Raw genomic sequence first — 12,690 nt, forward strand, 5'->3', positions numbered from 1 at the left:
TTATTTGCTTCCTTTGCGGGACAGCAACAACACGTCCGGGCTCACTCTGACACCGCTGCGCGCCAGCGAGTCAAGGTTGACGGAAAATGCGGTGTGATCGCGGTTAAAGATCAGACAAAAGGCCGCGCCAACCGTACAGTCCGGGTTGTTTTCCGCGATGGACAGGACGGCTTTACCCTGTAGCATCGCCAGCAGTTCAGTTTGCTGCTGCGGCGTCTGATCGCCGAAGTAAATGGCATCGCAGCGCTGGCGGCTGAGTTCGCTGGTCTGGTTAATCCACACCACGCTGAACGGCGTCGGGCCCTGAGGCTGCGCAAGGTGCTGTGCTGAAGCGAATACGCACAGCTGTGGCGGCTGTGTTAACTGTGGCCAGTGGCTAAAACTGATGATGCCGCTGACGATGCGGTTAGCCTGATCGTCACGCTGAACCGCACTGTTTGCCGCCTGAGCAGCAGGAAAACAGAGGAGATAAATGAGAGAAAATACGGGAAGAAATGCGCGTAAGCCCTGCAATAAATAGAGCAGCTGGCTGTCGCCCTTCACCTTTAATTGTAGTTGTAACATAGCGCTATCTCTGAACAGCAACCGGGAAATAGTACCATCGCGCTGTACAAAAGAGTACCGCCGTACAGGCGCTGATACCGCGATCAGGCAGGGTAGAATAAATTCGTCAGGACCGGATTTAAATAGAGAGTTAAAAGAGTAATGAATAAAAACGCAGCATAATAAGCCTATTAAGGCTGAATTCTGCCGGATATGCCCGCAGCAAAATTAGCGCAGCGGCGCGATTTTTCGTAAAATGATTTGCCCGGCGCCGCCGGATATTCCCTTTGTGGCGCAATGGCCCTGAATTGAACAATCATTCAGCGCCATTCACCGCATTTTTTTAATTAAAATCCAAATCCCGGCCGTTGCTGGCAATGACCCGCTGATACCACCAGAAGGATTTTTTGCGCAGCCGGTTGAGCGTGCCGTTGCCGTGATCGTCGCGATCGACATAGACAAATCCGTAGCGTTTACTCATTTCACCGGTCGACGCCGCGACCAGATCGATGCAGCCCCAGGTGGTGTAGCCCATCACCGGCACGCCGTCAGCAATCGCTTCACCCATGGCGCGAATGTGCTGTTGCAGGTAGCTGATGCGGTAATCGTCTGCAATTTCCCCGCTGGCATTGATTTCATCGTGCGCGCCGAGACCGTTTTCCACCAGAAACAGCGGTTTCTGATAGCGGTCGTACATCATATTCATGGTGATGCGCAGGCCAAGGGGATCAATGCCCCAGCCCCAGGCGCTGCGCGCCAGATGCGGATTGGTCAGTGACTTCACCACGTTGGCGGCGCTGCTGTTCTGTTCATTCATCTCTGCCGACGCGCAGCGCGAGGCGTAATAGCTGAAGGAGATGAAATCGACGGTGTGGCGCAGCAGTTCGCTATCGCCTTCCGCCATGACAATCTCCACGCCTTTCTCGCGGAATACCCGGGCGGCATAAGCGGGATAAGCGCCACGCGCCTGGACGTCGATAAAGAATAAGTTCTCGCGATCTTTCTGTAACGCGGCCCACACATCTTCCGGCTTGCAGGACCACGGATAAAAGTTGCCGCCGGCCAGCATGCAGCCAATCTGATTCTGCGGATTGATCTCATGAGCGATTTTGGTTACCAGCGCGCTGGCGACCAGTTCATGATGCGCTGCCTGATATTTCACCTGTTCGTGATGCTCATCCGGCGCGAACACCAGACCGGCACCGGAGAACGGGCTGTGCAATAGGATATTGATCTCATTGAAGGTCAGCCAGTATTTCACCAGACCATCAAACGCTTCGAAGCAGGTGCGGGCGTAGCGGGCGAAGAAATCGATCATTTTACGGTTGCGCCACGAGCCGTATTCGGTGACCAGATGCATCGGCACATCGAAGTGACACAGCGTGACCAGCGGTTCGATGCCGTATTTGCGGCACTCTTCAAATACGCTGCGATAGAAGGCGATACCTTCCGCATTCGGCGTCAGCTCATCACCGTTGGGGTAAATGCGGCTCCATGCGATGGAGGTGCGAAACACCGTGAAGCCCATTTCCGCCATCAGGGCGATATCTTCTTTATAGCGGTGATAAAAATCGATGGCGTCGTGGCTCGGATAGAACTCATCGTCGCGCAGTGTATAGCGCGGCTCCAGCCCCAGCTTAACCGCCATGCGGTGCTCGCCGTGGGGAATCATGTCCACCGTGGTTAAGCCTTTACCGCCGGCGCGATAGCTCCCCTCTGACTGGTTGGCGGCTAATGCGCCGCCCCATAAAAATCCCGCAGGAAATGTCACTTCAGACATCACTCACCTCAATCACAGTCCATTATTAATTCGCGCTGACCGGCTTTGCCGCTTCCGGCTTACCGGGGCGCGGCGCGGTCTCCGTCACCGGAATATCTTCAAAGCCAAGAATCAGCGTCAGAATGAACGACAGCACCACTGACAGCACCATCACGCCAGCCACCCAGACGATGCTCATCGGGTTGGTGGGATCGAAAAACTGGACGCTGGTAAACAGGCCCGGTGAGGCCATCGAGTGGCTGGCGAGGCCGCCAATGCCGGCCACCGCGCCACAGATAAAGCCGCTGATCAGGCTGGCAATCAGCGGACGCTTCAGGCGCACCGCCACGCCGTACAGCGCCGGTTCGGAAATGCCGGCGACGATAGCGGAAGCTGCCGCCGCGAACGCCGTCTGCCGCAGTTCCGGATTTTTGGTTTTGAACGCCACCGCCAGCGATGAGCCGCCCAGTGACAGGTTGGCGCCAATTTCCGACGGCATTACCATGCCTTCTTTGCCGGTCTCAGCGATGGTCTGAATGATGGTTGGGGTAAACACGCGATGCATGCCAGTCATTACCAGCAGCGGCCACAGACCGCCCATGATCGCCACCGACAGCCAGCCGAGATACCCATGTATGGTGTACACCAGCGCCGAAATACCGCTACCGATCCAGATCCCGAGCGGGCCAATCAGGACGATGGCGATAGGCGCGGCAATCAGCACAATCAGCATCGGTTTAAGGAAGTTTTTGGCCACCGCCGGGGTAAAGCGATCAACCCAGTATTCGATGTGCGACAGAATCCATGTCATCACCAGCGCGGGGATCACCGTGTAGGTGTATTTCACTGCGGTGACCGGCACCGAGGCGAATTCCACCACCTGACCCTGCGCCGCTTTGGCCATCAGGTCGATAAAATTGGGATGCACCAGCACGCCGGCAATGGCAATCGCCAGCGACATGTTGGTTTTAAATTTCAGCGCTGCTGAAGCCGCCACCATCACCGGCAGGAAGAAGAAGGCGCCGTCACCAATCACATTCAGGATGATTAACGTCGACGAGCCTTTGGGCAGCACGCCGCTCATCTCCAGCATCATCGCCAGCAGTTTCACCATTGATCCGCCAATGATCGCCGGGATTAGCGGTGACATGGTGCCGACCAGCGCATCGAGAATGCCCGCGCCGATACTGCGCAGCGTGATTTTCCGTTTCACCGGCGCGCTGCCGCTGTTACCCGGCGTGCCGAGTTTCATCACTTCCTGAAAGGCGAGATTGACGTTGTTGCCGATGATCACCTGACACTGGCTGTCGGTGTGCACCACGCCCATTACGCCGGGAATGGCTTTCAGCGTGGCGTTGTCGACGCGCGCGCTGTCTTTCACCACGAAGCGCAGACGTGTCATGCAGTGGGTAACGGCTTCAATATTCTCTAATCCGCCGAGCGAGGCCACAATGGCTCGTGCGGCGTCAGCGTAGTTGGTCGCCATGAATGTTTGTCTCTGATTGTAGGGTAGAGGAAACGTCGGTTTCGTCTGGCTGTTATGTGTTCATGAGAAACCGGTTTCACAAAATCATGAACAGGCACATTCATTCAGACAAGAAAAATCGCTATCTTCGTTTTAATTTTGTGATGTTGATCGGCTGACGTGCGGCGGGATCTTCACCCGCAGGCGCAGGGCGACAAGAAAATTCCCCGTCTTATTCATCGCTTAGGTACACTGAGGCGATGAGCAGCGAAGCAGAGTGAAGCATGGCAACCATACTTGAGGTGGCAAAAAAGGCCGGCGTGTCAAAAGCGACGGTGTCGCGCGTGTTGTCCGGCAACGGCTACGTCAGCCAGGAGAAGCGCGATCGGGTGTACCAGGCGATTGCCGAGACCGGCTTCCGGCCGAATTTGCTGGCGCGCAATCTGGCGACTAAATCCAGCCAGACCATCGGCCTGGTGATCACCAACACGCTGTATACCGGCAGCTATTTCAGCGAAATGATGCAGCATTCGGCGCGTATTCTTGAGCAGCAGGGCCGTCAGCTACTGCTGGTGGATGGCAAACACAGCGCCGAAGAGGAGCGTGCGGCGATTCAGTTTCTGCTCGATCTGCGCTGCGATGGCGTGATCATCTATCCGCGTTTTCTCACCATTGATGAGATGGACAGCATCATTGCCCAGCACCGCCATCCGATTCTGGTGATCAACCGGCGACTGCGTCAGCACGACAGTTACTGCATCTACTCCGATCAGCAGCGCACCAGCGCCGAGGCGGTGGCGCAGCTGATTGCGCTCGGCCATCGCGATATCGCTTTTATCACCGGATCGCTTGACTCGCCGACCGGGCGCGAGCGCCTGGCCGGTTATCACGCGGCACTGGCGCAGCATCAGCTGGTGGCAGATGACGCGCTGGTAGTGGAAGGCAAATGGCAGGCGCAGCATGGGGCGGCGGCGGTGGAAACGCTGCTGGCGCGCGGTAAACCGTTCAGCGCGCTGGTCGCCAGTAACGATGAGATGGCGGTAGGCGCGCTGAAAGCGCTGGCGGCGCATAACATCCGCGTGCCGCAGCAGGTGGCGGTGCTGGGTTTCGACGATATTCCGCTGGCGCCCTATACCATTCCGGCGCTGGCCAGCGTGCGCATGCCGGTAACCGGCATGATCGAGGAGACCATTGAACGCCTGGTGTCGATGCTCGACGGCGGCGAAATGCGTAACCGCAAAACCTTTGCCGGCGAACTAATTCTGCGCGAATCCGTCGGTCCCGGCCCGTTTTACCCTGGCTAAAATCAGGCGTTCAGCAGCGCCTGCTTGAACGAATAGATGTGCACGCGCGCGGCGTCTTCTGCCCGTGTTACGTCACCCTGCGCCAGCGCCGCAATGATCGCGTCATGCTCGGCAATCACCTCCTGCATGTGCTGCGCGCTCGACAGAGTGGTTGCCCAGAAGCGCTGCGCCTGGGCGTGAATGATGCTGAGAATATCTGACAGACGACCGTTGCCGGCGATGTCAGCCAGCACCTGATGAAACTCGCGGTCCAGCAGCATCATCTGCTCACGATCGCGCGCCATGCTGGCGTCGGCGATGCGCTGATTCAGCGCCCGTAGCTGGGCAACCTGCGCCGGATTCACGCGCTGCGTCGCCAGCCGCAGGCACAGCGCTTCATTCACCAGCCGCACCTCAATCAGCTCCAGCGCATCGTCAATCGACAGCGGTGCCACCATCACCCCTTTACGCGGGATAATCTGCAGTAACCCTTCGGTCGCCAGCCGGTGTACCGCCTGATTAACCGGCGTGCGGCCCATTGCCAGATCCTCCATCACCTGCGCGGTATTGAGATATTCACCTGGCTTATAGCGCAGCGTAATCAGGCGATGCCTGAACGCCAGATAGGCCTGTTCATTCAATGAAACGCTTTTTTGTCCGGCCTGTGACTTCACATTTTCAGCAACTGAATCACTCATCACGCAGATCCTTATTTGGGTACTGAGACATCTTACACAAAAAACTGGCATGAAAATGGCTATCTTGAAATTGCAGTGATATTTCACACGCATTTTTCATCAGGAGATCATCGCATGCATTTACGCTTTACAACCGACTCACAAGCCGCCCCGGTGCTGGATGTCGACATTAAGCAGCTGGTCATTGCCGGGTGGGTAGGCCGCGACCAGGCGGCGGTGCTGCACCATATCAGGGAGCTGGAGGCGCTGGGCGTGCCCGCACCTGGTGCAGTCCCGCTGTTTTATCGCGTAGCCACCCAGCAGCTGGCGCAGCACAGCCCGCTGGAAGTGGTGGGCGAGCAAACCTCCGGCGAAGCCGAGCCGTTTGTGTTTTTCCATCGCGGCGAATACTGGGTGTCGCTGATTTCCGATCACACCGACCGTCACCTGGAAACCTTCAGCGTGGCACTGTCGAAGCAGGCCTGCGTTAAGCCGGTCGCCGGTCATGCGTGGCGTATGGCAGAGGTTGAGCCGCACTGGGATCGGCTGGAGCTGCGCGCGTGGATCAAAGTCAACGGCGACTGGGTGACTTATCAGCAGGGCACGCTGGCATCTCTGCTCACGCCGATGGATCTGCTGGCGCGCTACTTTGGCGATCGCCCGGTCAGTGAAGGCTTTGCGATGTCATGCGGCACGTTGAGCGCGATTGGCGGCATCCGTCCGGCCAGCGAGTTCCGTATGGCGCTGCACGATCCGCTGCTGAATCGCACGCTGGAACATCACTATGTCACCGGCGCGCTGCCGGTGATTGCCTGAGGAGATGCGTATGACCACCTTATGGCAGGCGAGCCAGCAACTGCGCGCCGGAGACCTCACCGCAAGCGCCGCGACGCAACAGGCACTACGCGCCGCTGAGCAGCCGTCAGGCGAAGGCGCACGCGTGTTTACGCGGACCTACGCCGACAGCGCCGTTCAGCAGGCGCAGCAGGCTGATACGCGCTGGCAACAGCAGCAGCCGCACAGCCCGATTGATGGACTGCCAATCAGCATCAAAGACCTGTTTGATGTGGCGGACGAACCCACCTGCGCCGGCTCGCGCGTGCTGGCGGATGCGCCGCCCGCCGCGCGCGACGCGCATATCGTGCAGCAGCTGAAACAGGCTGGTGCCGCTATCGTCGGCAAAACCAACATGACCGAGTTCGCTTTTTCCGGGCTCGGTATCAATCCGCACTACGGCACGCCGGCTAACCCATGGCAGCGCGGCGAAAAACGCATTCCCGGCGGTTCTTCATCCGGCGCGGCGGTGGCGGTGGCCGACGGCATGTGCCTCGCGGCGGTCGGCACGGACACCGGCGGCTCGGTGCGGATACCGGCGGCGCTGTGTGGGCTGACCGGCTTCAAACCCAGCGCCAGCCGCATCAATCAGGCTGGCACGCTACCGCTATCGGCGGCACTCGACAGTATTGGCGTAATTGCCCATGACGTGCGCAGCTGCTGGCTGCTCGACAGCGTCATCGCCGATCGGCCTTTGCAGCTGGCAGAGCGTGATAACACGCGGGCGCACTTTGCGATTCCACAGACCCGGGTGCTGGACGGGCTGGATCTCGCGGTCAGCCAGGCGTGGCACCACGCGCTGGCACAGCTGCGCGCGCAGGGTGCCACGCTCACCGAGCTGCCGCTGCCTGAACTGGCAGAACTGGAAACCATGAACGCCCGTGGCGGCATCACCGCCTGGGAAGCCTGGCAGTGGCATCAGTCGCTGCTGCAGTCGCACGCGACGGGTTATGACCCGCAGGTACGGATGCGCATTGAGCGCGGCGCGTTGCTGAACGAGGCCGACGCACAACTGTTGTATCAGCAGCGCGCCGACTGGCGGCAGCGGGTGGAGCAGGCGGTGGCACCGTTCGATGGCCTGCTGCTGCCCACCGTGCCGCTGATTGCGCCGACCATCGCCGAACTCGACGACCCGGAGCGCTATCGCCAGGTCAACCTGCTGATGCTGCGCAACACCAGCGTGATCAACATGCTGGACGGCTGCGCCATCTCCCTGCCTTGTCATCAGCCCGGCAGTGCGCCGGTGGGTCTGATGCTGGCCGCCACCCATGGCCACGATGCCGCGCTGCTCAGCTGGGCGCTGGCGCTTGAATCCATCCTGCAACGGAGTCTCTGAAAATGACACATCCTCACGGCATGCTGTTCGTCGCCACCAACGTCGCCGCTGAAAACGAAGCTGATTTCAATCAATGGTATGACCATGAACATGTCGCCGAGCGCGTCGCCATCGACGGCTTTCTCAGCGGCACGCGCTATCAGGCGCTGGATGCTGAACGCAAGTACCTCGGATTGTATGAAACCCGCTCGCTGGAAACCTTCACCAGCGCCGATTACTACGCCGCCTTCACGCGCCAGACGCCGTGGTCGGTTAAAAACCTGGAGCGGATGATCGAACCGATGCGCCGCGTGTGCGCCATCACTCAGCAGCACGGTCAGGGCAGCGGCAGCCACCTTGCGGTGCTGACGCTACAGGCTGGCATTGAAACTGCAACGCTCAACGCCTGGCAGCAGCAGGTTGCCACGGTGCCGGGCTATATCGCCTCGCGCTTACTCACGCCGGACACCACGCTGAGCACGCCGCTGCCGCAGGAAGATCGGGTGCAGCGCGCCATGCAGCCGATGCTGCTGCTCAGCTGTTCGTGCGCCGATGCCTGCCAGACACTGGCGGCCGCCGCGGCACAGGCGCTCAATGCCCGCGCTGAATTTTATGCGCTCAGCTGGCAGCTCACTAAACAGGAGATGGCTCATGGCGAATACTGATTCAACTCTGCCGCACGCCGCGCGTGCCGCAGCAGGAAAAACCCACACCGGACGTCTTGCCGCGGCCAGCTCCATCGGCACCGCGCTGGAGTGGTACGACTTTACCGTTTACAACATCATGGCGGCGCTGGTGTTTAACCATGTGTTTTTCCCCAGCTTCGACCCGCTGGTCGGGACCATTCTGGCGTTTTCAACTTACGCCGTGGGTTATGTGTCGCGTCCGGTGGGCGGTTTTATCTTTGGCCATCTCGGGGATGTCGCCGGACGCAAGGCGGTCTTGATCACCACGCTGGTGATCATGGGCGTGACCACGGCGCTGATGGGCATGCTGCCCGGTTATGCGCTATGGGGCATCTGGAGCCCGATTCTGCTGGTGACGCTGCGCTTTGTGCAGGGCATCGCGCTGGGCGGCGAATGGGCCGGCGCGGTGTTGCTCTCCATGGAGCACGGCGAAGCCAGTAAGCGCGGGCGTAACGCCTCGTTCGCCCAGGTCGGGCCTTCCTGCGGTACGCTGATTGGCACCGGCTTTATCACTTTAGTGACGTTGTCACTCAGCGGCGAACAGTTTCAGGAATGGGGCTGGCGCATCCCGTTCCTGCTCAGTCTGCTGCTGGTGATGTTTGGCCTGTGGCTGCGGCGTGGCGTGGAAGAAACCCCGACTTTCGTGGCGATGCAGCAGGCGGAGAAAACCAGCCACACCCCGCTGAAAGAGGTGTTCCTGCGCTATCCACGTGAACTGCTGATCGCCGGCGGCTCGCGCATCGGCTCTGACGTGCTGTACGCGCTGGTGGTGGTGTTCACCCTGACATACGTCACCACCGTGTTACAGCTGCCGCGTCCGCTGGCGCTGATGGCGACGATGGTCGGCGCGATTGGCAACGCGTTGACGGTGCCGCTGTTTGGCGCGCTGTCCGACCGCCTCGGCCGCCGTCCGGTGTACATTGCCGGCGCGCTGCTGGCTATTGTCTGGTCGTTTGTGTTTTTTGTCCTGCTCGACAGCACTCAGCCGTGGCTGATTGTGCTGGCGGTGGTGATTGGCCTGCTGATTCACGCCATGATGTACGGTCCGCAGGCGGCGTTTGTCACCGAGCAGTTCCCGAGTCACGTGCGCTATGCCGGTTCGTCACTGGCCTATACGCTGGCCGGCATCATCGGCGGCGGTTTTGCCCCGCTGATCATTACCTCGCTGTATAAAGAGGTGGGCAGCACGCTGTGGGTGTCGCTATATGTGACGCTGGCGCTGGCGATCACCCTGTTTGCCTTATGGAAAGCCAAAGAAACCGCGCACCAGTCGCTGTAATCACCTCTGGCGAAGGATCGCCACCTTTTATCAAATATTCATGTGCAGCGCCGGTTCACTCTGCGGCGGCTCGGTCGAGATTTGCGGCAGCGGCAGCGGTCGTCCGATGTAGTAACCCTGAATGGCATCGCACGCCAGCTCCTGCAGCTGCGACATTTGCACCGGCGTTTCCACGCCTTCCGCGGTTACCGAGAGGGAATAGGCTTTGCCGAGTCCAATCATGTTTTCCACCACCTGGCGCGCCTGGGGCGAATCGGCCAGCGGAAAAATAAAGGATTTATCGATTTTGATGCCGTCGAACGGGAAGGCGCGCAGGTAGCACAGCGACGCATAGCCGGTGCCAAAATCATCAATCAGAAATCTCACCCCCAGCGCTTTTACCGCCTGCATCACCGCCAGGGTTTTATCCGGATCGCTCAGCAGCGCGTTTTCCGTGACTTCAATTTCCAGCCGCTGGCTCGGCAAGCCGCTGAGCTGCAGCACCCGGGTGATGCGTTCGGCTAAGGCGCTATCCTGCAACTCGCTGGCGGAAATATTCACTGAAACCGCCATTTCCGGCCGGTAACGGGCGATATCCTCGCAGGCATTGAGCAGCACCCAGTCGCTCAGTGCGCTGATCAGGCCGGTCTCTTCGGCCAGCGGAATAAACTGATCGGGCATCAGTAAGCCCAGCCGCGGATGCTGCCAGCGTACCAGCGCCTCGACCGCGCTGATGTGCTGCGCGATCAGGTCATAGCGCGTCTGATACACCAGCCGCAGCTGGTTCTCCTGCAGCGCTGCGCGCAGCTCATGCTCCATTTCGCGCCGCTGCACAATTTTCTCTTCCATGTCACGGTCGAAAAATATCCACTGGTTGCGGCCGCTGTTTTTCGCTTTATACAGCGCGATGTCGGCGAAGCGCAGCAGATCGCTGGCGTTGTCGGCATCCTGCGGGGCCAGCGCGATGCCGAGACTGCCGCCGATGTGGATGTCGTTGTCGTACACCGGGAACGGCAGATTGAGCTGGGCGATGAGCTGCTGACACAGCGCGTCGACCTGCTCGCGGCTGCCCGCCTCCGGCAGAATCACCACAAACTCATCGCCGCCGAGCCGCGCCACCAGGCCGTTGCCGTTGAGCGTGCGCCGGATACGATCTGATACCGCATGCAGCACCTGATCGCCCGCCGCATGACCGTAGAGATCATTGACCGGTTTGAATTTATCCAGGTCGATCATAATCATCGCCAGTAGCGGCTGCGCCGGCAGCGGCAGGCTCAGCTGCCCCGTGAGGAATTCGCGCATCTGCACGCGGTTGGCCAGTCCGGTCAGTTCATCGAAGTGCGACAGATAGTGCGCGCGCGCCTGCGCTTCAACTTCCAGCGTTACGTCGCTGGCGCTGCCGCGAAAGCCGCTGACGCCATGCGCCAGGCTGACGCGCTTGAGGGTCAGATTGCAGTAGCGCGGCTGATGCTGAGCGGAGAGATAGCGGCAGCCGTTCAGCGTAAGCTGACCGCCAGAGTCTGCCAGCTGCAAAAGCCGGGCGCGCTGGTGTTCATCGCACAGCAGGAAATCCAGTAGCGTGCGCTGCAGCCACTCCTCGCTGGTAAACCCGGTAACTACCGGGAAACGGCCGGAAACCCAGCTGAAGCGCAGCTGTTCGTCCATCTCCCAAATCCAGTCGGTGGTAATTTCGGCGATATCACGGAAGCGGCGTTCGCTGGCGCTGAGCGCCCGCTGGCTTTGCGCCAGCAGCAGCGTATTTTCATCATTGAGCTGCGCTTTACGCAGCGCGTTGCGCATCAGCATGATGGCGCCATACAGCGTGATTAGCATGGCGATCACCAGCAGCGGCAGCAGGGCGGTCAGCAATTTACCGCCGGGGTTGCTGCTGGTCCAGCGCAGCGTGGCGTCATGGCCGTCGGCGGCGAGGCGCAGGCTTTCCGCCACTGGCGCGCGGGGTGCAGCGAATTCCACCCGCAGCGCGTTGATGCCGTATTCATGCCCCAGCTGCAGCAGCTTGTCCGGCGTCAGGCGATCGGCAAAGATCATCAGCGATGGCGGGCCGGGCTCCTGCGGCACGCTGTTATCGCCACCGGTGGTGATCCATGCGGCGCACAGCAGCACCAGTTGCTGGTTTACCACCACAAAGCGCGACAGCGCCTTACCGTCATTGTGCTGTAACTGCTGACGCAGCGCGGGCAGTTGCTGGCGACCGAGCCAGTCGGTGAAATCGCGTTGCTGCAGCTGACCGTCGATCACGCTGTAAACCGTATCGCCGCGCGGCGCGATGACAAACACGCCCTCGTAGGCAAAGGTCTGGAACAGCGACTCACCCAGATTCTGCCGCGTCCACGCCCAGTCAGTATTCAGCGTGCGGTGCAGGTTTTGGTAGGCTTCGCCCCATTCTGCATTATCGGAGAGGTGAAACTGCATCACTTCCTGACGCGTCTGCAACGCCTTCTCCAGCAGCAGGCGGTTTTGCCGCGCCTCCTGCTGGTTGAGATCGCTGGCGATAAAGCACAGCGTCACCAGCGCCACCATAAAGGAAAGAAAAATCAGCAGCACCATCAGCAGCATCGGCTGGCGCATCAGTCCGCGCATCCGATCATCGGTCGGGAAATCCATCAGTGAACGTTTCGCCATCATAGACTTATCACAAACCAGTAAAATGATATTTCATAAGTACGTTATGAGTATCGGCATGACTGCGCCGAACCTGGGCGAAAAAGTAAAAAAAGCGTGAGCGGAGCGGCAAAAACAGATCGCATATTCGGCCAGAAGCCCGACGATGCCGTGGCGCAATCAGATCTGCATAAGGTCTGTTAATAAAAGGCCCTGCCGCTGCGTTTGCACCAGGGCAATTCGGCGAG

At 59.7% G+C, this 12,690-nt stretch carries 10 protein-coding genes; 5 read left to right on the forward strand and 5 right to left on the reverse strand.

The annotated features are described in order from the left end of the window. From yfiR to ascF, 3 genes are all read right to left on the reverse strand, one after another. Complete coding sequence (yfiR, locus tag AC6I79_RS21030; RefSeq protein ID WP_021509521.1) at positions 1-564, reverse strand: regulatory sequestration protein YfiR; 564 nt, start codon at positions 562-564, stop codon at positions 1-3. A 322-nt stretch (positions 565-886) separates the two neighbouring features. Continuing rightward, a complete protein-coding gene (locus AC6I79_RS21035) occupies positions 887-2,323 on the reverse strand; it encodes a 6-phospho-beta-glucosidase (protein WP_104187222.1) in 1,437 nt (478 codons plus the stop codon). Between the two features lie 25 nt (positions 2,324-2,348). After that, positions 2,349-3,788 (reverse strand): PTS cellobiose/arbutin/salicin transporter subunit IIBC, encoded by a 1,440-nt coding sequence (gene ascF / locus AC6I79_RS21040; RefSeq protein WP_498027857.1) that lies wholly within the window; start codon positions 3,786-3,788, stop codon positions 2,349-2,351. Between the two features lie 263 nt (positions 3,789-4,051). Here ascF and AC6I79_RS21045 point away from each other — a divergent pair, with 263 nt between their 5' ends. Next, positions 4,052-5,071, forward strand: a complete 1,020-nt coding sequence (locus AC6I79_RS21045; RefSeq protein WP_021509518.1) for a LacI family DNA-binding transcriptional regulator — start codon at positions 4,052-4,054, stop codon at positions 5,069-5,071. A 2-nt stretch (positions 5,072-5,073) separates the two neighbouring features. Here AC6I79_RS21045 and AC6I79_RS21050 read toward each other — a convergent pair whose 3' ends face one another. Beyond that, a complete protein-coding gene (locus tag AC6I79_RS21050; protein WP_498027858.1) occupies positions 5,074-5,748 on the reverse strand; it encodes a GntR family transcriptional regulator in 675 nt (224 codons plus the stop codon). A 114-nt stretch (positions 5,749-5,862) separates the two neighbouring features. Here AC6I79_RS21050 and AC6I79_RS21055 point away from each other — a divergent pair, with 114 nt between their 5' ends. From AC6I79_RS21055 to AC6I79_RS21070, 4 genes are read left to right on the forward strand one after another with little or no spacing between them, the layout of a single operon-like run. Beyond that, positions 5,863-6,543, forward strand: coding sequence for a DUF2848 domain-containing protein (locus AC6I79_RS21055; RefSeq protein WP_127834846.1), 681 nt, complete (start codon positions 5,863-5,865; stop codon positions 6,541-6,543). A 4-nt stretch (positions 6,544-6,547) separates the two neighbouring features. Beyond that, the gene (locus AC6I79_RS21060) at positions 6,548-7,897 is read left to right on the forward strand and encodes an amidase (RefSeq protein WP_498027859.1); all 1,350 of its coding nucleotides are present in this window, start codon (positions 6,548-6,550) and stop codon (positions 7,895-7,897) included. A gap of 2 nt (positions 7,898-7,899) precedes the next feature. Next, complete coding sequence (locus AC6I79_RS21065; protein ID WP_498027860.1) at positions 7,900-8,541, forward strand: hypothetical protein; 642 nt, start codon at positions 7,900-7,902, stop codon at positions 8,539-8,541. Beyond that, positions 8,528-9,841: an MFS transporter gene (locus AC6I79_RS21070; RefSeq protein ID WP_498027861.1), complete on the forward strand. Its 1,314-nt coding sequence runs from the start codon at positions 8,528-8,530 to the stop codon at positions 9,839-9,841. The genes AC6I79_RS21065 and AC6I79_RS21070 overlap by 14 nt, the downstream gene beginning before the upstream one ends. Before the next feature lie 30 nt (positions 9,842-9,871). On the opposite strand, the gene AC6I79_RS21075 is transcribed toward AC6I79_RS21070, so the two are convergent. After that, complete coding sequence (locus tag AC6I79_RS21075; RefSeq protein ID WP_498027862.1) at positions 9,872-12,466, reverse strand: bifunctional diguanylate cyclase/phosphodiesterase; 2,595 nt, start codon at positions 12,464-12,466, stop codon at positions 9,872-9,874. Positions 12,467-12,690: the final 224 nt, after the last annotated feature.

It is taken from the genome of gamma proteobacterium symbiont of Scutellera amethystina (assembly GCF_059730845.1).

What these genes read in the sequence shown, in the direction of transcription:
- yfiR (WP_021509521.1), bottom strand. Translation starts at nt 564, where the DNA reads ATGTTACAACTACAATTAAAGGTGAAGGGCGACAGCCAGCTGCTCTAT.
- AC6I79_RS21035 (WP_104187222.1), bottom strand. Translation starts at nt 2,323, where the DNA reads ATGTCTGAAGTGACATTTCCTGCGGGATTTTTATGGGGCGGCGCATTA.
- ascF (WP_498027857.1), bottom strand. Translation starts at nt 3,788, where the DNA reads ATGGCGACCAACTACGCTGACGCCGCACGAGCCATTGTGGCCTCGCTC.
- AC6I79_RS21045 (WP_021509518.1), top strand. Translation starts at nt 4,052, where the DNA reads ATGGCAACCATACTTGAGGTGGCAAAAAAGGCCGGCGTGTCAAAAGCG.
- AC6I79_RS21050 (WP_498027858.1), bottom strand. Translation starts at nt 5,748, where the DNA reads ATGAGTGATTCAGTTGCTGAAAATGTGAAGTCACAGGCCGGACAAAAA.
- AC6I79_RS21055 (WP_127834846.1), top strand. Translation starts at nt 5,863, where the DNA reads ATGCATTTACGCTTTACAACCGACTCACAAGCCGCCCCGGTGCTGGAT.
- AC6I79_RS21060 (WP_498027859.1), top strand. Translation starts at nt 6,548, where the DNA reads ATGCGTATGACCACCTTATGGCAGGCGAGCCAGCAACTGCGCGCCGGA.
- AC6I79_RS21065 (WP_498027860.1), top strand. Translation starts at nt 7,900, where the DNA reads ATGACACATCCTCACGGCATGCTGTTCGTCGCCACCAACGTCGCCGCT.
- AC6I79_RS21070 (WP_498027861.1), top strand. Translation starts at nt 8,528, where the DNA reads ATGGCGAATACTGATTCAACTCTGCCGCACGCCGCGCGTGCCGCAGCA.
- AC6I79_RS21075 (WP_498027862.1), bottom strand. Translation starts at nt 12,466, where the DNA reads ATGATGGCGAAACGTTCACTGATGGATTTCCCGACCGATGATCGGATG.